Genomic DNA, 23564 nt, shown 5'->3' with positions numbered 1-23564 from the left:
ATGGTCGTGCACCGCGGTAAGTGGACCCTGCAGGACCGCGCTGACGACGTGCTGCGGACCCTGCCGGTGACCGTCGCACCCGGCACCGCCGCGCTCACCGTCCGGCTGGACTACCCGCGCCAGGCCGGGGTGCTCGACCTCGGCTGCGTCGGGCCGGACGGCTTCCGGGGCTGGTCGGGCGGCGCCCGCGACGGCTACACCATCGCCGCCGACTGGGCCACCCCCGGCTACCTGCCGGGCGAGCTGGAACCCGGCGAGTGGCAGGTGCTGCTGCGGTTGCACCGCATCCCACCCGACGGGCTGGACTACGACGTCACCGCCACCACCAGCGCGGCCCGGCTGCCGGCGCCCCCGGCACCGGCGGCGCCACCCCGGCCCGACCGCCCACCCCGCCGCGACCTGCCCGGCCTCGACGGCCGGCGCTGGCTCGCCGGTGACCTGCACGCACACACCGTGCACAGCGACGGCGCGCAGACCATCGACGAGCTGGCCGCGCTCGCCGCCGCCCGGGGCCTGGACTTCCTCGCCGTCACCGACCACAACACCGTCAGCCACCACCCGTGGCTGCCGGACGCCTCCGCCCGTTACGGCATCACCCTGCTGCCCGGGCAGGAGGTGACCACCGACCGGGGGCACGCCAACGTGTTCGGCCCGGTGGGCTGGGTCGACTTCCGCCGGCCGCCCGACGAGTGGCTGGCCGCCGCCCGGCGAGACGGCGGGCTGATGTCGGTCAACCATCCGCTCGGCGGCGACTGCGCCTGGCGCCAGCCGCTGACCGACCGCACCCCGCTGGTCGAGGTGTGGCACTCCGGTTGGTGGGATCGCACCTGGGGCGCCCCGCTGGCGTGGGCCCGGGCGTGGCGGGCGGACGTCGTGGCGATCGGCGGCAGCGACTTCCACCGCCCCGGCGCCGACGCGCCGCCCGGCTCCCCCACCACCTGGGTGCTCGCCGACGGCGACAGCGCACCCGGCGACGCCGTGCTGGACGCGCTGCGCGGCGGGCGTACCGCCGTCTCGGCCGACCCCGACGGGCCGCTGCTGCTGCGCCTCGGTGACGAGCTGCTGGCGCTCGACGCCGACGGCGCGCTGCTGGCCTACCCGGACGGGCGTCACCGGCTGGTCCGCGGCGACCGGTGCCTGCTGCCGGCCGGCGACGGGCTGCACGTCCTGGAGTCCCACCGCATGGAGGTGATCGCACTGTGCAGCTGACCGGACGCACCCGGGTGGCCGGCGCCCCCGTCAACTACGGCATCTACCAGCCCACCGACGCACCCGTCGGCCCCGACGACCTGCTCGCGGCACTGGCCCGCGACGGCTACACCGGAGTGGATTCCGGCCCGATCGGCTACCTCGGCACCGGCGACACCCTCGCGCGGCGGCTGGCCGCGGCCGGCGTCGGGCTCGCCGGCGGCTGGGTCGACCTGCGCTTCGCCGACCCGGCCGGCTTCGCCGCGGACCTCACCCAGCTCGACGCCGCGCTCGACGTGTTCACCGCCGCGCCGGTCGACGACGACCGGTTCGCGCCCCGGCCGACCCTGGCCTGCCCCGGCAACCCGGCCCGGATGGCCCGGCCGGGCACCCCGACCGACCTGGCGTCGGCGCTGCCCGCCGCGGCCTGGCCGGACTTCGCCGCCCGGGTGCAGCAGGCCGCCGACCGGTGCCGCGACCGCGGTCTGGAGCCGGTGTTCCACTACCACCTCGGCACGGACGTGGAGACCGAGGCGGAGGCCGATCGGCTGCTCGAACTGACGGACATCGCCATCTGCCTGGACACCGGGCACCTGGCGCTGGCCGGCGGCGACCCGGTGGCCGCGGTACGCCGCTGGGCCGGGCGGATCGGCCAGGTCCACCTGAAGGACGCCGACCTCGCCGCCCACGCCCGGGTCCGGGCGGCCGGTGGGGGCCTGATGGACATGGTCGCCGCCGGCGGCTTCTGCGCGCTGGGCCGCGGCGACGTCGACCTGGCCGGGGTGCTCGCCGGTCTCGACGACATCGGCTACACCGGCTGGCTGGTCATCGAGCAGGACGCGCCCGAGGACGGCCGGGACCTCGACCGGATCCGCGCCGACCAGCACGCCAACCGGCGGTGGCTCGAGGAGGCGCTGGGATGACCGAGCCGGGCAAGCGGATCCGCATCGCGGTGGCCGGGCTGGGCATCATCGCCCGCGCCGTGCACCTTCCGTTGCTGCAACGTCGCGGCGACCTGTTCGAGATCGTCGCGCTGGCCGACCTGTCCCCGTCCCGCGTGACGGAGCTGGGCGAGCGGTACGGCGTCGAGCCCGCCCGCCGCTACATCGACGCGACCCGGATGGTGTCCGACGGCGGTTGCGACGCGGTGCTGCTGGCCACCTCCGGCTCGCACGGCGAACTGGCCGCGCTGGCGCTGCGCGCCGGTCTGCCGGTGCTCTGCGAGAAGCCGCTGGCCTACACGCTCGCCGAGACGGCCCGGCTGGCCGAGCTGGGCGCCGGTGGCCCGGCGCTGATGGTGGGCTACATGAAGCAGTACGACCCGGCGGTGGCCGAGGCCGCGCGGCTGCTGGCGGAACTCGGCGGCGCCGAACGGGTGCACGCCGTGGAGGTGACCGTGCTGCACGCCGGCGGCGACCGGCAGTTGCGCTTCGCCAACCTGCCCCCGGCCGCCGGCGACGTGCCGGCCGCGGAGCTGGCCCGGCTGTCCGCCGCCGACCACCGGCTGCTCGACGCCGCCGTCGGCGCCGACCCGGGCGCCCGCACCCTCTACCAGATCCTGATCAACAGCATCTCGCACGACCTGTCCCTGCTGCGGCTGTTCACCGGCGCGCCGGCCACCGTGGAGCAGGTCGCCACCTGGCCGCTCAGCCCCGACGGCCCGGCCGAGCCGTCGGTGGAGATCAGCGGGCGGCTGCCGGACGGCGCCCGCTACGGCATCCGGTGGCTCAACCTCCCGGACTACCCCGCCTACCGGGAGACGGTCACCCTGCACCACGCCCGCGGCTCGCTGGAGCTGGTGTTCCCCTCGCCCTACCTGCTGAACGCGCCGACCACGCTGACCGTGGTGGACGAGCACGGCGGCGGCGAGCGGCGGGCCGCGTACCGGTCGGTGACCGAGGCGTTCGAACAGGAGCTGGTCGCGTTCCACGCGATGGTCACCGCGGGCGCCGCGCCGCTGACCGGCATCGCCGAGGGCGCGGCCGACGTACGAACCAGCCAGCAGGTGGTACGCCGCTACGGTGAGCTGACCGGGGCGGCGATCGGCGGAGAGGCGGCGAGCTGATGACGCGACCGACCGAGATCATCGTGGTGCCACACACCCACTGGGACCGGGAGTGGTACGAGCCGTTCCAGCGGTTCCGGCTGCGGCTGGTGGCGCTGCTGGACGAGGTGTTCGACCGGATGGAGCGCGACCCGCGGCAGCGGTTCACCCTCGACGGGCAGCTCGCCGCGGTCGACGACTACCTGGAGGTGCGCCCGGAGCGGCGGGAGCAGGTGATCGACCTGGTCCGCGCCGGCCGGCTGTCGGTGGGCCCCTGGCAGATCCTGCTCGACGAGTTCCTCTGTTCCGGCGAGAACATCGTCCGCAACCTGGAACGCGGGCTGGCCCGCAGCGCCGACCTGGGTGGCGCCATGCCGGTGGGCTACCTGCCCGACATGTTCGGCCACATCGCCCAGATGCCGCAGATCCTGGCCGGGGCCGGGCTGGCCCACGCCTGCGTGTTCCGCGGCGTACCGGAGCGGGTGCACCACCACGCCTTCGCCTGGCAGGCGCCCGACGGCACCACCGTCCGCACCCAGTACCTGCCCGGCGGCTACGGCAACGCCGCCGGCCTGATGGACGACGCCGCGCAGGTCACCCGCCGGGCCGGTGACCTCGCCGACCGGCTCGCCGGCTGGCGGCCGGCCGGCGACGACACCCCGGTCCTGGCGATGTACGGCACCGACCACGCCGCCCCGGCGCCGGACGCCCCCGACCTGCTGGCCACCGCCGACCTCGCCGGCACCCGGCTGCGGCTGGGCACCCTCAGCGAGTACTTCGCCACCCAACCGGCCACGGTGGACGGCCTGCCCGTGGTCCGCGGCGAGCTGCGCTCGCACGCCCGGGCCAACATCCTGCCCGGCGTGATCTCCGTCCGCGCTCACCTCAAGCGGGCGATGAACCGCGCCGAGCGGCGCGTCGAACGGTACGCCGAACCGCTCGCCGCGCTGACCCACGACGGGTCCGTGCAGCGCTTCCTCGACATGGCCTGGACCCGGCTGATCGACGCCAGCTGCCACGACTCGGTGACCGGCTGCGGCTGCGACGAGACCGCCGAGCAGGTCGCCGCCCGCCTCGCCGAGGCCGACCAGCTCGGCCGGGCGGTCTGCGACCTGGTCGGCGCCCGGCTGGCCGCCGCCGTGCCCCGGGACGCCTACCTGCTGTTCAACCCCACCCCCGCGGCGCGTACCGCCCTGGTGTGCCTGGACGTGGCGGCGCCGGCCGACGGCACCGTGGCGCTCGCCGACGCCGGCGGCCGCAGCGTGGCCGCCCAGGTCCTCGACCGGGGCCGCACGCTGCTCGCCGACGACGTGGTGCCGGCGGCCGACCTGCCGGCCGTGCTCACCCGGGTGCACGGCCGGGAGCTCTACGGCCAGGAGGTCACCGCCTGGTCGGTGTCGCCCGACGACGCCACACTCACCTTCCAGGTGGCCCGGCACGGCGACCCGGCCTTCGACGTGGCGGACGTCCGGCTGGCGCTCGCCGCCGCCGGGCAGCCCGACCGGTGGCGGGTACGGATCGTCGCCGAGCCCCGGGCAACCGTCGCCGCCCTGGTCGAGGTGCCACCGCTCGGGCACGCCGCGGTCCGGCCGGTGCCGCTCCCGGCGACCGCGACGCCCGCGTCGGACCCGGTCACCGTGGCCGGCCGCAGCCTCGACAACGGCCTGCTGCGGGTCGACGTCGCCGAGGACGGCACCCTGACGCTGGCCACCCCGGACGGGGTGACCGTGGACGGGGTCGGCCGGATCGTCGACGGCGGCGACGTGGGCGACAGCTACAACTACGCCCCGCCGGCCGCCGACGAACTGGTCGACAAGCCGCGGGCGGTGCGGACCGTGGTGCGCCACGACGGGCCGCTGCTCGCCGTGCTGGAGGTGGTGCGCGAGTACCGCTGGCCGGTGGCCGCGGACGTGGACGCCGGCTCCCGCGCCGTGGACCGTGAGCCGATCACCGTGACCACCCGGGTCGAGCTGCGCCGCGGCGAGCCGTTCGTCCGGCTGCGCGTCGAGTTCGACAACCGCTGCGACGACCATCGGGTCCGGCTGCACCTGCCGCTGCCGTCACCGGCCGACACCTCGTACGCCGAGGGCCAGTTCGCCGTCGTGGCGCGCGGCCTGACCGCGGAGGGCGGTGGCGGTGAGGTGCCGTTGCCCACCTTCCCGGCCAACGGGTTCGTCGCCGCCGGCGGTCCGGACGGCGCGCTGGCCGTGCTGCTGACCCAGCCCACCGAGTACGAGCTGACCGACGCCGGCCGCGAGCTGGCCGTCACCGTGCTGCGGTCGATCGGGATGTTGTCGCGCAACCGGCACGCGCTGCGCGACGAGCCCGCCGGCCCGCAGTTGCCGACCCCCGAGGCGCAGTGCCGCGGCACCCGCACCGTCGAGCTGGCGGTGCTGCCGTACCGGGGCGCCTGGCACGAGGCCGGGGTGCTGGCGGCGGCCGAGGCGTACCGGCACGAGCTGTTGGCGTTCGCCGGCACGGCCGATCCGGACACCGCGCTGCCGGCGCCGGCGGTCGGCCTCGCCGTCGACGGCCCCGGCGTCGCGTTGACCAGCGTCCGGGACCGGGCCGGCCGCACCGAGGTGCGACTGGTGGCGCAGACCCCGATGGACACCACCGCGGTGCTCGGCGGCCCGACCGTCCGCGGGGCGTGGCGGGCCGACCTGCTCGGCCGGGCGGGCGAGCCGCTCGCGGTCGGCGGTGACGGGCTGGTCCGGCTGCCGCTGCGGGCCTGGGAGATCGCCACGGTGCAACTCGACCTGACCTGACGGCGGGACCGGGCCCGGCTCAGCTCGGGCGGGACGACACCCGGTCGGCCCGCGGCGGCACGGCGTTGTCGACGTTGAGTAGTCCGGCGTCGACCACGGCCCGGCTCATCGGCCGGGTCAGCTCGGCGAGGCGGGCGCACCCGTCGGCGCCGAGCACCGCGTACGCGGGCGTGGCGAGCCCGTCGGTGGCCGCCTCGATCCACGCGCGCTGCGCCCGCCCGTTCTCGGTCAGTGTCGGCTCGTCGCCCTCGATCAACCCTCGCCCGCGCAGCCGCTCGACCGCGTCCGCCCACTGCTCGCCGCTCCAGCCCCGCGTTCGGCGCAGGAAGCGGACCGCCACCTCGCCGGACGCGGCGTGCAGCACCAGCGCCTCCAGCCCGGTCAGGCCGGCGAGCAGCAGGGCGGCGACGTGCCCGTCGCCGCGGAACTCCCGCAGGACCGTCTGGGCCTGCCAGAGGATCAGGTGCGGCTGCTCCGGCCACGGCAGCGCGGCGTGCGCCGCGGACAGTGGCCGCCCCTCGGGGTGGGCGGCGGCCGATTCGGCGGCGCGACGGGCCAGGTCGGCGGCCTCGGCCAGCTCCGGGCCGTGCACCGCGTCGCCGAGCGCTCGGGTCAGGGCCGCGCCGGCGGCCTCCAGCCGGGCGGCCAGCACGGCGGCCGGCGTGGTCCGCTCCCAGGCGGCCGTCAGCACCCGGGCGACGAGGTCCGGGTTGAAGTTGAAGAAGGTGGCGACCACCGGGCCCGGACCGACGGGGCCCATCGCGGCGGCACGGGAGACGAAGTAGCCGGCCGGCTCCGGGATGCCGAGGGCGGCGTACCGCTCGTGCGCCTCCGGCACGAAGTAGATCATCGCGTGCAGGGGCTCGGTCACCCGCCAGGCGCGGCGCACGAGGGCCGGTTCGAGCGCCGTCGGGTTCTGCCAGCCGGGGTGCGCCAGGTCCGCCATGTCGCTGCCTTCCGTCGAGGACGTTACCGACCGGTAGGTTCCCATGCCGGCGGCGGCCTGTCACCCGCCGGTCCCCGCCGCGCCTCCCCGGGGCCGCCCCACCGGGCAGGAGCGAGCTCCGATGAGTCGGGAGTCCGCCGAAGGATGCCTGTTGGGTCCTGTTGCTCAGGTCAACGACGTGTTCTTATACCGGAACGACGAGTCACCGGCCTGCTCGCGGCGGGCCTCGTCCATCCCGCTCGGTGACTCAATCCCCTGGCGTGAAAGGTGCAAAGATGCACAGAAGATCGACGTTCCAACTTGCGGTCCTGACCGCTACCGCGGCGACATTCCTGGCGGCCGGTGGCGCATCCGCGGCGGCGGGTACGGCGGCGTCCCTGACCGCCTCCGCGGCTGTGACGGCGTGCCAGCCGGGTGCCGAGGGGCACAGCGCGGCGCGGGTGAGCGAGGGCGCCACCGCGCAGGAGCCGGAGCTGTACTCGAAGAACGAGGCGAACGCCTACGGCGTGATCAAGGATTCGCCGCGCCTGCCCAACGGCAGCGTCACCATTCCCACGGTCTTCCACATGGTCTCCGACCACGCCCTCAGCGCGGCCGAGACGACCAGGTGGAAGACCCTCATCGCGGCGCAGATGAAGGTGCTCAACGACTCGTACGCCGGCCGCACGGCGGCGAACGCCTCGGACACGCCGTTCCGGTTCTCCCTCGTCGACACGACGTGGACGGTGAACAGCGACTGGTACACGGTCGTGCCCGGCAAGAACGAGCGGGACATGAAGCACGCGTTGTACACCGGGGACGCCCGCACCTTGAACGTGTACGCGGCCAACATCGGCGGTGGGCTCCTCGGCTGGGCGTACTTCCCGAAGGGCTACAACAACGGCCGGGACTACATCGACGGCGTGGTGATGCTGGACGAGTCGATGCCGGGCGGCACGGCGGGCAAGTACGCCCTGGGTGACACGCTGACGCACGAGGTCGGGCACTGGCTGATGCTGGAGCACACGTTCGCGCACGGCTGCTCGGCCTCCGGCGACTACGTCGCGGACACCCCGCGGGAGGCGGCGCCGCAGTTCAACTGCCCGGTCGGGGCGGACACCTGCACGGCGCCCGGGCTGGACCCGATCCACAACTTCATGGACTACACGCAGGACTCCTGCATGGACATGTTCACGGCCGGACAGGCCGACCGGATGAGCGACGCCTGGGTGGCGTTCCGGGCCGGTGGCGTGAAGTAACCGAGGTCCGTCGGGGTTGACGGGCCGCGACCAGCGGCCCGTCAACCCCTTCCCGTCGGCCCGGGCGGACCGAACCCACCGACCGGTCAGAAGCTCTGGCCGGCCCGCACCGAGTCGACGAACGCCGACCATTCCTGCGCGTCGACCTTGATGGTGATCTCCGGTCGCTGCGAGTTCCGCAACACCCGGTCGCCGTCCGGGGTGACGGCGACCTCCAGGCAGTTCGGGCCGGAGTTGTCGCATCGGATCGGGCGGATCCACCGCATGGTGTTCTCCTGTCGTCAGCCGGCCGTGGACGGCCGGAGCGGAACAAGCGTCATCTGGTCTAATCGGCCAACCGGGTGGGAATGTCACATTCCCTCCGCACCGGCTTCACGAAGCCGCCGCGAACGGCCCTGACGACGCGGGCCGACCCCCGCGCCAACCTGCGAAAACGTCATTCCGGGCAGGTCGGGTGGCCTACGCTGCAATCGGGCGGGGGCTGGTATGAACGATGAGATTCGGGCTTTCTTCGTGGCGCTGCCGTCGCGGGGGCGGGCGATGCTGCCGCCGCGAGTTCGGGGAACGCTCCGGGTCGACCTGGTGAACCACGGCTCGACCGACCATTGGTACGTGGACCTGACCGCATCGGATCAGGTGGTGGTGAACCGGGACGTCGCCGCGGCCGACGCGGTGCTGACGACCACCCCCGCGGTGTTCGCCCGGCTGGTGCGGGGCGAGTCGCCCGCGACGGCGGTGCTGCTCCGCAACGAGGCGACGCTCGCCGGCGACGCCCGGCTGATCCTGGCCTTCCGCCGGTACTTCCCGTCGGCGGCGGGCACCGTCGATCCGCGCGAGAGCGCGCGACGGCGATCTCCCCATGGGCAGGCGTGGCGCGAGCGGCGGCGAGCCGGGACGTCGTGACGACATGGCGATCAGAAAGTCGATCAGCATCCTCGACGGCAACACCTTCCTGGTGTGCGACGACCGTGGCGACGTCGACCCGTCGCCGAGCGTGCCGACCGGGCTGTTCTCCTACGACACCCGCTTCCTGTCCACCTGGCGGCTGAGTGTGAACGGAGAACGGCTGCACGCGTTGTCGGTGGACGACATCCGCTACTACGAGAGCCGGTTCTTCCTGGTGCCCGGCGAGCCCACCCACTATGTCGACGCCACGGTGTCGGTGATCCGCGATCGCAGTATCGGCGGCAGCTTCACCGAGGAACTCTCGGTGCTCAACCACACCGACGCCGAGATGATCATGACGGTACGCATCGACATGGGCGCGGACTTCGCCGACATCTTCGAGATCAAGAATCCGCAGGCCAAGAAGGCGCCGGTGCAGGCCATCGTGGAGGAGGGGCGGTTGCGGCTGCGCTACCGCCGTGACCACTTCCACCGGGAAACCGTGATCTCCAGCTCGGCGCCCGCCCAGGTCGACGCGGAGGGCATGACGTTCGAGGTGCGCGTACCCCCGCAGTCGGAGTGGCAGACCCGGTTGCAGGTGCGCACGCTCGTGCTGGGCGCACACGAGCGCGACTTCCGCGACAGCATGCGGCTGCGCCAGGCCCGCTCGCCGGACGAGCTCGACGAGCAGCTGCGGCGCTGGACGGCGGCGGCGCCCCGGCTGAAGTGCGACAACGCGTCCATGGCCACCGCCTACCGGCAGAGCCTGGTGGACCTGGCCGCGTTGCGCTACACCTCCATCACGATGGCGGAGGAACTGGTGGCGGCCGGCCTGCCGTGGTTCATGACCGTGTTCGGCCGGGACAGCATCTTCACCTGCCTCCAGGCCCTCCCGTTCACCCCGCAGCTGGTGCCCGCGACGATCGGCACGCTCGCCTACGGCCAGGGCAGCCGCGTCGACGACTTCCGGGACGAGGAGCCCGGCAAGATCCTCCACGAGCTGCGCTACGGCGAGTCCGCCGGGTTCGAGGAACAACCCCACTCGCCGTACTACGGGGCGTCCGACACCACTCCCCTGTTCGTCGTCCTGCTCGACGAGTACGAACGCTGGACCGGCGACGACACTCTGGTGCGGGCCTACGAGTTCGAGGCCCGCGCCGCGCTGGACTGGGTCGACACCCACGGCGACCTGCTGGGCACCGGCTACATCTGGTACGAGACCCGCAACCCCGACAGCGGCCTGGTCAACCAGTGCTGGAAGGACTCTCCGGACTCGATCTCCTATCGCGACGGGCGCCTGCCACCGTTCCCCCGGGCCACCTGCGAACAACAGGGCTACGCCTACGACGCCAAGATCCGCGGCGCTCGCCTGGCCCGGCTGTTCTGGAACGATCCCGCCTACGCCGACCGGCTCGAGCGCGAGGCCGCCGACCTGAAGGCCCGGTTCAACGAGGAGTTCTGGATCGCCGACGGCGAGTACTACGCCCTCGCGTTGGATGCCGAGGGCGGCCAGGTCGACGCGCTCTCCTCCAACATCGGGCACCTGCTGTGGAGCGGAATCGTCGAGGAGTCCCGCGCCGGTCGGGTCGCCGAGCTGCTGCTCAGCGAGCGGCTCTTCTCCGGCTGGGGGGTGCGCACCCTGGCCACCGACTGCGCCCGCTACAACCCGCTCGGCTACCACGTCGGCACGGTCTGGCCGTTCGACAACTCCATCATCGCCTGGGGCCTCTGGCGCTACGGCTACCGCCGCGAGGCCGCCACCATCTGCCAGGCCATCTTCGACGCAGCCGAATACTTCCAGGGCCGGCTGCCCGAGGCCTTCGCCGGATATCCGCGAGCCCGGACCACCTACCCGGTGGAGTACCCGACCGCCTGCAGCCCCCAGGCCTGGTCGGCGGGAACTCCCCTGCTCCTGCTTCGGGTGATTCTCGGTCTGCAGCCCCACGACGGGCACCTCATCATCGACCCGGCACTCCCACCCGGACTGGGGCGGGTGGAACTGCTCGACATACCCGGGCGGTGGGGCAGGATCGATGCGCTGGGGCGCAGTCGCACCACGACCGACGGCTCCCCGGCCGAGTCGACCGACTAGGTCGACGGCCGCGCCACCGCAAGCCCCCCATCAACACACTGTCCCAGCGGCCGGGTGGGTGGGCGCGTTGCCCCGTCAACTGTGAAATGCTGCACCGGTGGGTGATCATTCGGTTCAGGCGGCCTGTCCCTGCTGCGCCTCGCTGACCGGTGGTGGCACCTGCCCCGTGTGCTTCTGGACGGACGACGGTCAGGGCGACGCGGACGCCGGCGCGGTGCGCGGCGGCCCCAACGGCGACCTGAGCCTGTCGCACGCCCGGCTCAACTTCGCCATCTACGGGGCCAGCCACCCCCGCTACCAGGACATGGTCCGGTCGGCCCGCCCCGACGAGCGTCCCTGACCCGCGCGCCCGCAGCCACGGCAGATGACCCGAGCGCACGGCCTGCTGCCCGGTGGACAGCAGGCCGTGCTCACGCCGCGGGTCGGAGCCCGAACCGGCTCGACCGGCTCAACGGCGCCGCATTTCGCCGGCGGCCTCCTGCGTCTCCTCCCGGACCTGGTGCGCGGCCGATCGGCCCTGGTCCCGGACGGCGGACACGCCCTGGGCGGCGGTGGACTGCACCGACTGGGCCGCCTGCTGCGCGGGTTCGCGCATGTTGTCCCGGAGCTGGTTGCCGACCTGGCTCGCCTGTTCGCGAAGCCCGGCGGAGTGCTCGCTGACCATGCCCCGGGCCTGCCCGGCCCACTGCCGCTCGGGGCGGCTGGGCGGGATCAGCGAGGAGACCAGCAGCCCGGCGCCGAAGGCGATCAGGCCGACCGCGAGGGGGTTGCCCTCCGCCTGCGCCCGGGACTGCTGCCCGAGCGACCGCGCCTCCTCCCGGACCGAACCGGCGGCGTGCGACATCCGCCCGCCGGCGTGCGACATCCGCTCGCCGGCGTGCGACATCCGCTCGCTGGCGTGCGACATCCGCTCGCCGGCGGCGTGCGACATCCGCTGGCCGGCGCCGTGCCCGTCCATCTGTGCGCCCATCACCTTCTCCTTGACCCGGGTCAGCGCGCCTCGCGCCTGCCCGACCCGGTCGCCGGCGATCCGACGCGGGTTCACCTTGTCGGTCAGGGCATCCACGTCGCTGCTCAACTCGCTCCGGGTGTTCTCGATCTCTGATCGGATCCGATCCGGATCACTGGACATGATCCGCTCCCTCCTGGCTCGTTCAGCGGCCTCGCATGGCCTGCGGCATCTCCCGCGCGGTCTGTTTCGTCCGTGGGAAGACCGCGCGGAGCTGCTGCATCTTCTTCCGCGCATTGGCCAGCAGTACGGCAGTGACAACCGCCCAGATGACCGCCACGATCAGCGCGGCCCAGCCCTCGTCCATCACGTTCGACAGACCCCACCAGACCGCGTACGACACGAACAGCACGGTCAGGAAACCGGCCAGCGCCGCCCCGCCGAACATCCCGCCGGCCTTGCCGGCCTGGCTCGCCTCCTCACGCAGCTCCGCCTTGGCCAGCTCGACCTCCTTGCGGACCAGCGTGGAGAGATCCCGGGTCACGTCGCCCAGCAGCTCGCCGACGGAGGACTGACTCCGCTCCTTCTCCGGGGCGCTCACGGCGCCACCCCGCCCGGGACCTCCGGCTCCGGCCGACCGGCCGGCGACACGTTCTGCGCCCGGGCCACCCCGCTGTACGGCTGCTCGCCCGTGTAGGGCGTCGCGACCGCGCGCTCAGGCGGGAGCGCCGCCGTCGCCGGCTGCGTGGACTGGGCCGGCTGAGCGCCGGAGCCCGCCCCGTCGGAGGCGGTCAGGTTCCGGGTGAGCCGGCCGACCAGCAGACCGGCCACCACGGCGCCGGCGAGGAAGGTGCCCGGGTGCTGCCGGGCGTATCCCCGCACCTCGTCCAGCACCTCACCCGGCTCCCGCTGGTCGAGCCACCCGGCGGCCCGCTGCGCCGCGTCGGCCGCTCGCCGGACCGCCTCGCCGGCCATCCCGGACTCCCCGCTCTGCTCGGCCATCGAGCCGAGCCCACGACCCAGGTCGCGCAGCCCCTCGGCGGCCCGCTGCTGCTGCGTCCGGGCCTGGTCCCGCAGTTGCGTGGTGGCCTGCCCGGTCAGGTTCCGGGCCTGCTCCCGCGCCTCGGCGGCCACGTGCCCGCCCTGCTCCGTCGCGGCGTGCGCGACCTTGCCACCCGTCTGTGCGGCGTGCTGCCCGACCCGGGACGCCTCCTGCCGGGCCTGCTCCCCCGTGCCGCCCGGGGGCCGGCTCTGGTTGGTTGCCGTCATGGCCCTACTTCCTCCCTCGCTCCCGGCCGACGAAGCCCTTCTGCGCCGTCCGCCACATAGGCGTGCGCCGGCGGTGTGGACCACGCACTCTTCGACCTGCCTGGAATTCGCCCGCTGAATGCCCACGTGACCGGCCGTTATGCCCGACCGCGTCCACGTCGGGAACCGGCGGCGGCGAAGGGCGGGGGATGCCGTCGCGCAGGCCGCCGGAAACAGCCCGAACGTGTCAACTGCGCCGAATGGCCGGGCACTGCCGCTCTGACCCGGTCACCATGAGGCGACGTGGCCCGAATGTGAGGGGATCGGCATGAAGCGTGGACGTGGCAGGAGAGGCCGGCTGCTGCAGGCGGCGGTGTTGTCGCTGACAGCACTGGTGGCGGGGGTGGCCGTGGTGCGAGCGGGGCGTCGGAAGATGAGCGAGGCGTCTGTCGGGGATCCCAGTGCCCTGGCGGGTGGCGCGATCGCCTCCGGGCGTGGGGGTCCTTCGGCGCTCAGCGGCGCCGCGACGGGTTCGGAACGCGAAACAGCGTCGAGTCGCTGACAGGCCCTGGTTGAGCGGGCCGGGGACGTCCGATGACGTGGTGGCGCTGCGCGTACACGGGGCCGCGGGCGCGAGCGCCGGCCAGGTGTTGAACCTGCCGCAGGCCGAGCAGGTCGCGGGCGACCGCAGTGGGGGCTTCTACCGCCGCCGCCGTTCAGAGGTCGCCGACGGCCGGGTGACGGTGGAGGCGTACCGCTGGGGCGACCTGCCCTCCGGAACGATGGCCCGGACCCTGTCGCTGGTGTTCCTGCTGCCGTTCATGCTGGCCAACCTGGCGATCTGGATGCGCCCGGCGAACCATGGCTCCGATGCGGTGATCAGATCCCTGTGCCGGCTGCTGGCGCTCACCCTCACCGCGTTGTACGTGCTCGCCGTCGCCGGCGTCGCGCTGGACCTCGTCGCGTGGCAGTGCATGGCCTCGCCGGACTGCCTGGCCGGACGCAGTTGGTTGTCGTGGTTGGGTGGGCGCCCCGTCGGGCTGCGGCTGGCGGCCCTGACGCTGGTTCCGGCCGCTGCCATCGGGCTGGTCTGGCGGGCCAGCACCCGCCCGGGGAGGGTGTTCGAAGCGTTTCGCGCACCCGAGACGGAGGTCTCCGGACACGGGCTCAGCACGATCGGTCAGTGGGACGCCGAGCCGCTGGTGGGTCGGCTGCGTTCCATCCATGTCGCCGCGGCGTTCGCGACACTGGACGGCGCGCTGCTCGCCGCCCGGGTCCCCGGCGGGGCGTCGGCCGTCACGATCGCGCTGGTGGTCGTCACCGGGGCCGTCCTGGCCACCTGTGTGGTCCTGCTCTGCACGCCCGCGCTGATCGACCGGGCCCCCGCGGATCGCCGGCTCGACCGGATCACCCGCACGCTACGGACGATCGCCGTCGTCCTGACCGTCGTGGTCACGGCCCACGTCCTGGCCGGGTCCGCGCGATGGCACGACGGGGGCGGCCTACCCGGTTACGAATCGATCCTGACCTGGCTGTTCGCGACCCAGACGGCCCTGCTGGCCGCGCTGGGAGCCGCACTGCTCTGGCGCCGGCCGCTCGCCACGCCGCTCCTCGGGCTGGGGGCGCTGGCGATCGCGGCCGCGGCGATCAGTCTGGCGGTGGTGTACTCCGCCGAGCTGATCTACCGGGCGGCGGACTTCCTGGACCGGGACGCCCCGATCGACGCGGGCCTGGCCGCCGGTCCGCCGCGGGCGTACACCTGGGCGATCTTCGGCTTCTTCCGCGCGGTACTGATCACGCTGGTGGTCGTGGGCCTGGTGATCGTGTCCTCCCGACGCGGCCGCTTCCGTGCCGCGGCGGCGATCGTCGCGCACGACCACCCGGACCCGCCGGCGGAGGCCGAGCCGCGACTGCGGCAGGTGCGAAAGACGATAGCCCAGGCCCGGTTCACCGAATGGCTGATCCCGTTGGCCGCGGTCTACGCCTGCCTCGCCGGACTCGGCACGGCCACCACCACCATCGGTCTGCTGGGGCTGTCTCCGGGCGGCGTCGTAGAGCGGTTCGCAGGGGTGCCGGCCGACCTGGTCACCTTCGGCATCGCCTTCGGCAGCTGGGTCATCGCCGCGCTTATCCTCGGCCTGGTTCTCGGCGGGGTCTTCGCCTACCGGACCGTCGAGTTCCGGCGCCACGTCGGCGTCCTGTGGGACCTGGGCACGTTCTGGCCCCGGGCCGCCCACCCGTTCGCGCCGCCCTGCTACGCCGAACGTGCCGTGCCGGAGCTGACGCGACGCATCACGTACCTGGTCGGACGCGGCAACGCGGTGCTGCTCGCCGGGCACAGCCACGGTTCGGTCCTGGCCGCCGCGGCGGTGCTCCAGTTGCCACCCCGGGTCAGCAGCCGGGTCGCCCTGCTCACCCACGCGTCACCGCTGCGCCGGCTCTACGCCCGGCTCTTCCCCGCCTACATCGACGACGAGGTGCTGCACGAGATCGGCGCCCGGGTCGGCTGGCGGTGGATCAACCTGTGGCGCGACACTGACCCCGTCGGCGGCTGGGTCTTCTCCTCCCACCGGCCGGGCGGGACGGTTGCCGTCGGCCGGCCGGCGGCGACGGTGGACCGCCGGCTGCGAGATCCCGTCGACGTGGTGGCTCCGCCGGGCGACAGCGTCCCGCCGCCGATCCAGGGGCACCGGCCCTGCGAGTCCGACGAGCGATTCGCCGCGGCGGCGCGCGAACTGGTCCAGCGCCTCCGCGAGCCGACGGACCCGGGGGCGGGCGGACCCGGCGCCGGAGATCCCGCCCCCCACTGACCGGGACCTGTCGCCGGCACCTTCGGCCAGGCCGGCCGCGGGAACTCCGCGGCCGGCCACCCTGGGGTCATCTAGTACGACCCATCCGGGTCAGCGGGCGGACTGGAGCCAGTCCCGGTAGTGCGTGGGCGCGAGGTGCGCGTCCGGGCCCCCGATGAGCACGTCGCCGGTGGCGGCCGCGAACATGCCGGCCTTGTCGTCGGTGACCACGCTCCGCTTGTCCTGCTGCGCGGCGAGGGTCATCCGGCCGAGGTCGTCGAGGGCGAAGACGTCCGGGCCGGCGACGTTGCGGATGCCCTGCAGCGGCGTCCCGGTGGCGACGTCGACGACCGAGTCGACGACGTCCGCGGCGGCCATCGGCTGAATCCGGGTGGCGGGCAGGCGAACCGTGCTGTCGTCGGAGGTCATGGCCAGGGCCGCGTTCATGAATTCGAAGAACTGGGTGGCCCGCACGATCGAGTACGGCGTCGGCCCCTGCCGGAGCAGGTCTTCCTGCAGGGTCTTGGCGCGGTAGTAGTCGAGCTGCGGCACCTTGTCGACACCGACGATCGAGAGGACCACCTGGTGCCGGACGCCGGCACGCTCCCCGGCGGCCAGCAGGTTGGTCATGGTGGTACGGAAGAAGTCGATCGAGGCCGCGTCGAAGGTCGGCGAGTTCGCGACGTTGACGACGACCTCGGCCCCCTCCAGCGCCCGGTCCAGGCCCTCTCCCGTGAGCAGGTCGACACCGGTCGACGGCGCCGCGGGGACGGCCTCGTGCCCGGCTGCCTTCAGCTTCTGCACCACCTGCGAGCCGATCAGGCCGGTACCGCCGATGACTGTGAGCTTCATGGCTCTCACCCTTCCACGGCGTGCCGCAGGGCACGCCGGCTTCGTCGAGGACGCTGGCCCCGAACTCGGATAACTCTTGTCCGAGACAGTAATCGGATAGTCTTTGTCCGAGTCAAGTGGGGGGGGGTCGCGTGAAGCTGTCCGGTGGGGTCGAGTGGGCACTGCACTGCTGCGTGGTGCTGACCACCGCGACGGAGCCCGTGCCGGCTGCCCGGCTGGCGGAACTGCATGACGTCTCCGGGAGCTACCTGGCCAAACAGCTCCAGGCGCTCTCCCGCGCGGGCCTCGTGACCTCCGTCCAGGGCAAGGCGGGCGGATACGTCCTGACCAGGGCGCCCGAGCTGATCACCATCCTCGACGTCGTCGAAGCGGTCGACGGCGCTCAGCCCACGTTCGTGTGCACCGAGATCCGCCAGCGCGGCCCCCTGGCGGCGGCGCAGGAGGCCTGCACCCGGCCGTGCCCGATCGCACGCGCGATGGCCGGCGCCGACGCCGCGTGGCGCGCCGCCCTCCAGGCGACATCCATCGCGGACCTCGCCCGCGGTGTCGACGACGACTACGGCCCCACCGCGCTCGCCGGCATCCGCACCTGGCTCACGGGGCCGGACGAGGGCGGCATCGCGACCGGCGAGCGGGCGTAGCCGCAGAGGGCGGTCGATGTTCCCGTTGGCCCGGCTGGCGTCAGGGGCTGGTGAGGATGACGAGCTGCCGGGTCGCCCGGGTCATCGCGACATATCGGTCGACCGCTCCTTCGACGCCCGTGCCGAACGTCTCGGGGTCGACGAGGACGACCAGGTCGAACTCGAGCCCCTTCGACAGCTCCGGGGTCAGCGACCGGACGCGGGGCGTCGACCGGAACGTGGGAGCGCCGATGACGCAGGCGATCCCCTCGGCGTGCGCGGCGAGCCAGGAATCGAGGATCGGGTCCAGGTCCGCGGCAGATCCGTGTACGACGGGGACGCCGCTGCCGCGGATGGAGGTGGGCACGTTGGCGTCCGGGAGCACGGCCCGGATGACCGGCTCGGCTTCCGTCATGACCTCCTGGGGTGTCCGGTAGTTGATGCTCAGGGTGGCCAGGTTGACCCGGCCGAGCCCGATCCGCTCGAGCCGTTCCTGCCACGACTCCGGGAACCCGTGCCGGGCCTGGGCGCGGTCCCCGACGATGGTGAAGCTCCGGGACGGGCACCGCAGCAGCAACATCTGCCACTCCGCGTCGGTCAGTTCCTGAGCCTCGTCCACGACGATGTGCGCGAACGGGCCGGCCAGCGGGTCCCGAGCGGCGCCGGACAGTCCGGTCTCGTCCACCAGGGCGTCCCGCAGGTCCTGTTGGCGCAGCATGGTCATCAGGCCTTCGCCGTCGTCGTACGCGTCGGACGCGATCAGGTCGTCGACGACCCTGGCCAGGTGCTCGCGCTGGACGGCGACGGCGGCGTCGCGCCGAAGCCGGCGTCGTGACGCCTCCGCGTCGCCGAGCCGCTGCCGTGCCGCGTCGAGGAGAGGCAGGTCGGACACCGTCCAGGCCCGCGCGTCGGCGCGCTGCAGCTTCCGGACCTCCTCAGGGCTGAGCCAGGGAGCGCACCTCCGCAGGTAGGCGGGGACCGACCACAGGTCTCCGACGAGGTCGGCCGGATCGAGCAGCGGCCAGGCGCGGTTGAAGGCGGTGAGCAGATCCCGGTTCCGCGCCAGCGACCTGCGGACCAGCTCATCCGGCTCGTCGCCGACGTACTTCCCCATCAGGATCGTGAGCAGTTCCTCCCAGATCTCGTCCCGCGCCTCGTTGTGCGGTGTGCCGGGCCCCGGCGCCTCGAAAGCCTCGGCCCAGTCGTCGGCGCTCAGCCGGATGTCGGACTCGTCGGTCGTGACCGTCATCCCCTTGGCCGGCGGCTCCTCGTAGAACCGGACGGCCGCCTCGATCGCCTTCACCAGGTCCGCGGAGGACTTCAGCCGGGCCACGTCCGGGTCGGTCTCGATGGTCGCCGCGGCGCCCTCGGGGACGAGGTCCCGCAGGGTGCAGGTCTGCACGTCCTCCTCGCCGAGGCTGGGCAGGACGTCGGCGACGTAGGCCAGGTAGGGCTGGTGCGGGCCGACGAACAGGACACCGCCCCGGCGGTGACCGAGGCGAGGGTCGGCGTAGAGGAGGTAGGCGGTGCGGTGCAGAGCGACGACGGTCTTCCCGGTGCCCGGACCGCCGTCGACGACGAGCGCGCCGCTCGATCCCGCGCGGATGATGGCGTCCTGGTCGGCCTGGATGGTGCCGAGCACGTCCCGCATCCGGGCCGACCGGGTGCCGCCCAGGCTGGCGATGAAGGCGGACTGGTCGTCGAGCGCGGCGTGCCCTTCCCACCCGTCCGAGGTGAACACCTCGTCCCAGTAGTCGCTGATCCGGCCGCGGGTCCAGCGATACCTGCGGCGGCTTGCCAGGCCCATCGGATTGGCGTGGGTCGCCCCGAAGAAGGGCGCAGCCGCGGGAGAGCGCCAGTCGAGCAAGAGCCGACGCCCGGCGCCGTCCGTGAGGCCGAATCGTCCGACGTACACGGGCTCGGAGTCGTCCGCGCCGACCATCCGTCCGAGGCACAGGTCCAGGCCGAAGCGCCGCAGGGCGCGCAGACGAGCGGTCAGCCGGTGGATCTCCTCGTCCCGGTCCATCGCACGCCGGCCCATCCCGCCGGGCGCCCTGCGCGCGGCGTCGAGGCGGCCGGACAGGTCGGCGATCGACCGTTCGAGGCTCTCCGCGATGGCCGCGAAATGCTGCTCGTCGGCGGCGATCAGCCTTGGGTCGGCCTTGGCGGAGAGGTTGTCGGGGAGGTCAAACGCGCTGGTGGTCAGCGGGTTCACGTGATCAGCTCCGATCTGGGGCCGCGCGCAACGACTGCGCGGCAGGGCGTTCGAACCGGCATGACGAACCTGGGGGCCGCGGCGGGCATCGACTTGGCGGATCCCCCGTTTCCGCAGGTCCTGGCCTCGGCCGACGATTGTGCGGCACGACCCGGGTCTTGCCGCAAGCCCCCCGGTGCGCTATATGTTGAGAGTGGCGGGGAGTAGGTACTCCCCCTTTTCTTGCTTCGTGGTTGTCGCGGACTCCCAGCGGACGCGTGGTGTGGTCCCGCCACCGCCGGTCCGGGCATCGACACGTCGACGGCCTCCAGCCGGCGGGATGACACGCCGCCCGGCTCCCCGCGAGCCGGCGTCCGGTGCTTGACGCTTGGACGGTGACAGAACCTGTTCGCGGGCCCGGAAGGTCAGCGCCGTTCGGCATGGAACGCGATCCGTCGCGGGTCGTCGCGTTCAGCGACGCGGTCATCGCCATCGCGGTCACGCTGCTCGTCCTGGAGATCCGCCCGCCGCGGGACACCGAGCAGCTGTTCCACGGCCTCGCCACACTGTGGCCGTCCTACCTGGCGTACGTGGTCACCTTCATGCTGATCGGGCAGGTGTGGGCCAACCATCACGTCATGTTCGACCAGATCCGCACCGTCGACCGGGCCATGCTGTTCCTCAACACGGTGCTGCTGATGGACATCGCGTTCCTGCCGTTCGCCGCCTCCGTGCTGGCCGAGGCGTTCCGTGGGGGGCACGGGCAGCGCACCGCGGTCGTCTTCCACGGCATCGCGTTCGGATTCGCCGCCATCCTGTTCAACGCCATCTGGGCGCACGCACGCCGCAACCACCGGCTGCTCGTGACCACCATCGACGCCGCCGGCGTACGAGCCATCGGCCGCCGCTTCCGGCTCGCCCTTGTCTGGATCGCCGTCGGAACCCTGCTGGGCGCCCTGCTTCCCGCCCTCGGCGTGGCGGTGATCGCCGCCTTCATCCCCTTCTACTGGTTGCCGATCCGGGGCGAGATCGCGAAGCCGCGGCGCGACGGGAGCGGCAGGGCGTGAGCGCGCTCGGCGTCGGCGCGCTGCACAGCAGGCACCGGCGTTCGCGGTAGGTTGCACAGCCATGGTCACGACCGCGGACGTCCGCAGGGAACTCGCCGGCCTCGCCGACCCGCGCCGGGCGGAGAGCGTGAGCCGATTCCTGCAGATGGTTCCGGGCGGGTACGGCGAAGGCGACCGGGCCATCGGCGTCTCCGTGCCAGAGCAGCGCAGGGTGGCCGGCCGCTACTGGCGCGACCTCTCCCTGGCCGAAACGGCGAAGCTGCTGACCAGCGGCGTGCACGAGGAGCGGCTGACGTCGCTGTTCATCCTGGTGCGGAAGTTCGCCAAGGGCGACGAGGTGGAACGGGGCAGGATCTTCGCCACGGTCCTGGCCAACACCGGCCACATCAACAACTGGGACCTGGTCGACTCGTCCGCGCCGTACATCGTCGGCCCCTGGCTGATGGACAAGGACCGTAGCGTGCTGGATCGGTTGGCCGGGTCCAGCCTGCTGTGGGACCGGCGGATCGCCATCATGGCAACCTTCGCCTTCATCAGAGCCGGCGACTTTCAGTGGACCTTCCGGCTCAGCGAACGGCTCCTGCGCGACCCGCACGACCTCGTCCACAAGGCGGTGGGCTGGATGCTGCGCGAGGTCGGCAACCGCGACAGAGCGGCGGCGGAGGAGTTCCTGACCCGACACCACCGCGCCATGCCACGGGTCATGCTGCGGTACGCGATCGAGAAGTTCGAACCGCAGCGACGTAGGGAGTACCTCGCCGGCACGGTCTGACTCTCGCGGTGACCTGGTTCGTGCTCGACCGGCTGCGCCAGCACGCGGCCGGTGCGGCCGGGGCATCGACTGGCCATTCGGCTCTGCTGGTCCGCCTGACGATGCGGCTAGCGTCGTGTTCGTACCATCGCCAGCGAGCCATGGGAGGTCGTCATGTCTGTCGAAGACCGGGAGAAGACACCGTGGCTTCCGCCGCGCTGGTTCATCCGTCTCGCCTGGCACGTGCACCGGGGTTTGTACCGGGTCTTTCGCGGCCGCGTCGGGCTTTGGCGGCCACGCGCCGACCGCTGGGGCACCCTACGGCTGACCACCACCGGGCGCCGCAGCCGCCAGCAGCGCAGCGTCATCGTCGCGTACCTCGAGGACGGGCCGAACCTGTTCACGCTGGCGATGAACGGGTGGGGTGAGGACGAGCCCGCCTGGTGGCTCAACCTGCAGGCGCATCCGGACGCGACCGTCGACCTGGTCGACGGGCGGCGGCTGGTGCGTGCGCACGCGGCGACAGGCGACGAGCGGTCGCGGCTGTGGGCCCGCTGGCGCGAGATCGACAAGGACCTCGACGCCTTCGCGGCACTGCGGCCGTCCGAGACCGCGGTGGTGGTTCTAGCGCCCGGAACCGGCGCGTCGGCCACGTCGCAGGGGAGCTGAACGGCCGCGTACGGTTGCGGCTCCGTCGGCCGCTGACGTGCCTGGCACCCCCTCACACTTCTCGCGCGCGAGAGACCGGCCGCTGACCAGCGCCGCCGCGAGCGCGCACAGGAGCGCGGCGACGGTCAGGGTCGTGCCGGCACCGGTGCGGTCGGCGAGCACGCCGGAGACCCATGGTCCGGCCGACTGCCCGATCGCGAACAGCACGGTGAACACTCCCAGCGTCGCGCTGAGCGCGTGGGGCGGCACAGTACGGCCGATGTACGTGGTGACCGCGGCCGGAACCATCATGAACGCCAGCCCGAACAGCAGCGCCGATGCGATCATCCCGGCCGGTGTGGGGACCAGCCGGGCCAGTGCGGCCGCGGTGGCGATGCCGAGCAGCATGAGACGCAGCGCCCGGTTGCCGGGCCAGGCCGCGATCGGGCGGTTCCAGAGGACGGGTGCGGCCATCGCGCTCACCCCGATGAGGATCCAGGTGACGCAGACCAGTGGTAGCGGCGCCTGCCGGTCGGCCAGGTACGCCGACAGGAACGTCAGGTATCCGATGTATCCGGCTCCGAACAGCAGGTAGGAGGCGGCGATGCGCCAGTGCCGCGACAGCCGTCGCTCGCCCCGGTCGGCGTCGGCGACCGGAGCCGGGGCGAGAGCGGCTGCCCGCCAACTGCCGACGGTGGCCAGGGCAGCGGCCGCAGCCAGGAGCCACCACCCCGCGGCCCACCGGTCGGCGTGAGCGTTCAGCAGGATCGGGACGGCCCCGCCGGTGATCGCGATGCCGCCACCCGCCCCACCGAAGTAGACCGCGACCGGAGTCAGCCTGCCGGTGAGCGTCGCCAGCCGGGTCGCGAGCGCCGCGCCGGCGACGAAGGTCAGCGCCCCGCCGAAGCCCGCTGCCGCCCGGGCTGCCAACAGCAGGCCGAGACCCGTGGCGGCGAGGGACATCGCGGTCAGGATCATGCCGGCGCGAAAGGTCGCGGTCAGGCCGATGCGGCGGATGACGGCGGCGGCGAGCACCGCACCGAGCAGGTAGCCCACGCCGTTGGCCGTGGTCAGCCGGCCCGCCTCGGCCAGCGTCCAGCGCAGGTCCTCAGACATCGCGGGAACGAACAGCCCGTATGCGAAGCGGCCCAGGCCGAGCACGGCGGCGGGGCCGAGGGCGAGCCCGAGCTGACGCCACGGTGTCGGCGGAGGGGTGGCGGGATTCATGCGGCTCCCCGGGAGAGATGGTACCGGTCGTCACGATGACGCTAGCGGAAGATCGAAC

The 23564-nt window shown here is 73.2% G+C and carries 21 protein-coding genes; 13 read left to right on the top strand and 8 right to left on the bottom strand.

Going from position 1 to position 23564, the window contains the following annotated elements; genetic code table 11:
* From AC0OLQ_RS10530 to AC0OLQ_RS10515, 4 genes are read left to right on the top strand one after another with little or no spacing between them, the layout of a single operon-like run.
* Positions 1 to 1209: a CehA/McbA family metallohydrolase gene (locus AC0OLQ_RS10530; protein WP_484531159.1), complete on the top strand. Its 1209-nt coding sequence runs from the start codon at positions 1 to 3 to the stop codon at positions 1207 to 1209.
* Positions 1200 to 2111, top strand: coding sequence for a sugar phosphate isomerase/epimerase family protein (locus AC0OLQ_RS10525; protein ID WP_484531158.1), 912 nt, complete (start codon positions 1200 to 1202; stop codon positions 2109 to 2111). The genes AC0OLQ_RS10530 and AC0OLQ_RS10525 overlap by 10 nt, the downstream gene beginning before the upstream one ends.
* Positions 2108 to 3253, top strand: a complete 1146-nt coding sequence (locus AC0OLQ_RS10520) for a Gfo/Idh/MocA family protein (protein ID WP_484531157.1) — start codon at positions 2108 to 2110, stop codon at positions 3251 to 3253. The genes AC0OLQ_RS10525 and AC0OLQ_RS10520 overlap by 4 nt, the downstream gene beginning before the upstream one ends.
* Complete coding sequence (locus AC0OLQ_RS10515) at positions 3253 to 6000, top strand: glycoside hydrolase family 38 N-terminal domain-containing protein (RefSeq protein ID WP_484531156.1); 2748 nt, start codon at positions 3253 to 3255, stop codon at positions 5998 to 6000. Before AC0OLQ_RS10520 ends, AC0OLQ_RS10515 begins: the two co-directional genes overlap by 1 nt.
* Before the next feature lie 19 nt (positions 6001 to 6019).
* On the opposite strand, the gene AC0OLQ_RS10510 is transcribed toward AC0OLQ_RS10515, so the two are convergent.
* Positions 6020 to 6946 (bottom strand): SCO6745 family protein, encoded by a 927-nt coding sequence (locus tag AC0OLQ_RS10510; protein ID WP_484531155.1) that lies wholly within the window; start codon positions 6944 to 6946, stop codon positions 6020 to 6022.
* Positions 6947 to 7386: 440 nt separating this feature from the next.
* Here AC0OLQ_RS10510 and AC0OLQ_RS10505 point away from each other — a divergent pair, with 440 nt between their 5' ends.
* Positions 7387 to 8184 carry a zinc metalloprotease gene (locus tag AC0OLQ_RS10505; RefSeq protein WP_357333237.1) on the top strand — a complete coding sequence of 266 codons (798 nt, stop codon included), beginning with the start codon at positions 7387 to 7389 and terminating at the stop codon, positions 8182 to 8184.
* A gap of 86 nt (positions 8185 to 8270) precedes the next feature.
* Here AC0OLQ_RS10505 and AC0OLQ_RS10500 read toward each other — a convergent pair whose 3' ends face one another.
* Positions 8271 to 8450, bottom strand: coding sequence for a DUF397 domain-containing protein (locus AC0OLQ_RS10500; RefSeq protein ID WP_357333238.1), 180 nt, complete (start codon positions 8448 to 8450; stop codon positions 8271 to 8273).
* Positions 8451 to 8670: 220 nt separating this feature from the next.
* On the opposite strand from AC0OLQ_RS10500, the gene AC0OLQ_RS10495 reads away from it, so the two are divergent.
* The 3 genes from AC0OLQ_RS10495 to AC0OLQ_RS10485 all read left to right on the top strand — a co-directional run bounded on the left by AC0OLQ_RS10495 (position 8671) and on the right by AC0OLQ_RS10485 (position 11501).
* Positions 8671 to 9087 carry an SCP2 sterol-binding domain-containing protein gene (locus tag AC0OLQ_RS10495; protein ID WP_484531154.1) on the top strand — a complete coding sequence of 139 codons (417 nt, stop codon included), beginning with the start codon at positions 8671 to 8673 and terminating at the stop codon, positions 9085 to 9087.
* Between the two features lie 4 nt (positions 9088 to 9091).
* Entirely contained in the window at positions 9092 to 11161 is a 2070-nt protein-coding gene (locus tag AC0OLQ_RS10490; RefSeq protein ID WP_484531153.1) for an amylo-alpha-1,6-glucosidase, read from the top strand.
* A gap of 97 nt (positions 11162 to 11258) precedes the next feature.
* Entirely contained in the window at positions 11259 to 11501 is a 243-nt protein-coding gene (locus AC0OLQ_RS10485; protein WP_357333240.1) for a CPCC family cysteine-rich protein, read from the top strand.
* A 108-nt stretch (positions 11502 to 11609) separates the two neighbouring features.
* On the opposite strand, the gene AC0OLQ_RS10480 is transcribed toward AC0OLQ_RS10485, so the two are convergent.
* From AC0OLQ_RS10480 to AC0OLQ_RS10470, 3 genes are read right to left on the bottom strand one after another with little or no spacing between them, the layout of a single operon-like run.
* Positions 11610 to 12293 (bottom strand): DUF3618 domain-containing protein, encoded by a 684-nt coding sequence (locus AC0OLQ_RS10480; protein WP_484531152.1) that lies wholly within the window; start codon positions 12291 to 12293, stop codon positions 11610 to 11612.
* Positions 12294 to 12315: 22 nt separating this feature from the next.
* Positions 12316 to 12711, bottom strand: coding sequence for a phage holin family protein (locus AC0OLQ_RS10475; protein WP_484531151.1), 396 nt, complete (start codon positions 12709 to 12711; stop codon positions 12316 to 12318).
* A complete protein-coding gene (locus AC0OLQ_RS10470) occupies positions 12708 to 13379 on the bottom strand; it encodes a hypothetical protein (RefSeq protein WP_484531150.1) in 672 nt (223 codons plus the stop codon). Before AC0OLQ_RS10470 ends, AC0OLQ_RS10475 begins: the two co-directional genes overlap by 4 nt.
* Before the next feature lie 581 nt (positions 13380 to 13960).
* Here AC0OLQ_RS10470 and AC0OLQ_RS10465 point away from each other — a divergent pair.
* On the top strand, positions 13961 to 16168 hold the full coding sequence (locus tag AC0OLQ_RS10465) for a hypothetical protein (protein ID WP_484531149.1): 2208 nt from the start codon (positions 13961 to 13963) through the stop codon (positions 16166 to 16168).
* 90 nt (positions 16169 to 16258) lie between these two features.
* Here the strand turns inward: AC0OLQ_RS10465 and AC0OLQ_RS10460 are convergent, their stop codons facing one another.
* Positions 16259 to 16999: an SDR family oxidoreductase gene (locus AC0OLQ_RS10460; protein WP_484531148.1), complete on the bottom strand. Its 741-nt coding sequence runs from the start codon at positions 16997 to 16999 to the stop codon at positions 16259 to 16261.
* A 131-nt stretch (positions 17000 to 17130) separates the two neighbouring features.
* Here AC0OLQ_RS10460 and AC0OLQ_RS10455 point away from each other — a divergent pair, with 131 nt between their 5' ends.
* Positions 17131 to 17640, top strand: a complete 510-nt coding sequence (locus AC0OLQ_RS10455) for an RrF2 family transcriptional regulator (RefSeq protein ID WP_484531147.1) — start codon at positions 17131 to 17133, stop codon at positions 17638 to 17640.
* 40 nt (positions 17641 to 17680) lie between these two features.
* Here the strand turns inward: AC0OLQ_RS10455 and helR are convergent, their stop codons facing one another.
* The gene (gene helR / locus AC0OLQ_RS10450) at positions 17681 to 19825 is read right to left on the bottom strand and encodes an RNA polymerase recycling motor ATPase HelR (protein WP_484532319.1); all 2145 of its coding nucleotides are present in this window, start codon (positions 19823 to 19825) and stop codon (positions 17681 to 17683) included.
* A 428-nt stretch (positions 19826 to 20253) separates the two neighbouring features.
* Here helR and AC0OLQ_RS10445 point away from each other — a divergent pair, with 428 nt between their 5' ends.
* The 3 genes from AC0OLQ_RS10445 (at position 20254) to AC0OLQ_RS10435 (ending at position 22300) form a co-directional block, all read left to right on the top strand.
* Entirely contained in the window at positions 20254 to 20880 is a 627-nt protein-coding gene (locus tag AC0OLQ_RS10445) for a TMEM175 family protein (RefSeq protein ID WP_484531146.1), read from the top strand.
* A 61-nt stretch (positions 20881 to 20941) separates the two neighbouring features.
* Positions 20942 to 21652 carry a DNA alkylation repair protein gene (locus tag AC0OLQ_RS10440; RefSeq protein ID WP_484531145.1) on the top strand — a complete coding sequence of 237 codons (711 nt, stop codon included), beginning with the start codon at positions 20942 to 20944 and terminating at the stop codon, positions 21650 to 21652.
* A 153-nt stretch (positions 21653 to 21805) separates the two neighbouring features.
* The gene (locus AC0OLQ_RS10435; protein WP_484531144.1) at positions 21806 to 22300 is read left to right on the top strand and encodes a nitroreductase family deazaflavin-dependent oxidoreductase; all 495 of its coding nucleotides are present in this window, start codon (positions 21806 to 21808) and stop codon (positions 22298 to 22300) included.
* Here AC0OLQ_RS10435 and AC0OLQ_RS10430 read toward each other — a convergent pair.
* Positions 22256 to 23506: a YbfB/YjiJ family MFS transporter gene (locus AC0OLQ_RS10430; RefSeq protein WP_484531143.1), complete on the bottom strand. Its 1251-nt coding sequence runs from the start codon at positions 23504 to 23506 to the stop codon at positions 22256 to 22258. The two genes, AC0OLQ_RS10435 and AC0OLQ_RS10430, sit on opposite strands and share 45 nt — an antisense overlap.
* Between the last annotated feature and the right edge of the window lie 58 nt (positions 23507 to 23564).

Source organism: Micromonospora sp. Utrum1, assembly GCF_057197805.1.
The sequence above is the reverse complement of the archived record's forward strand: the minus strand, read 5'-3'. Positions and strand labels throughout refer to the sequence as shown.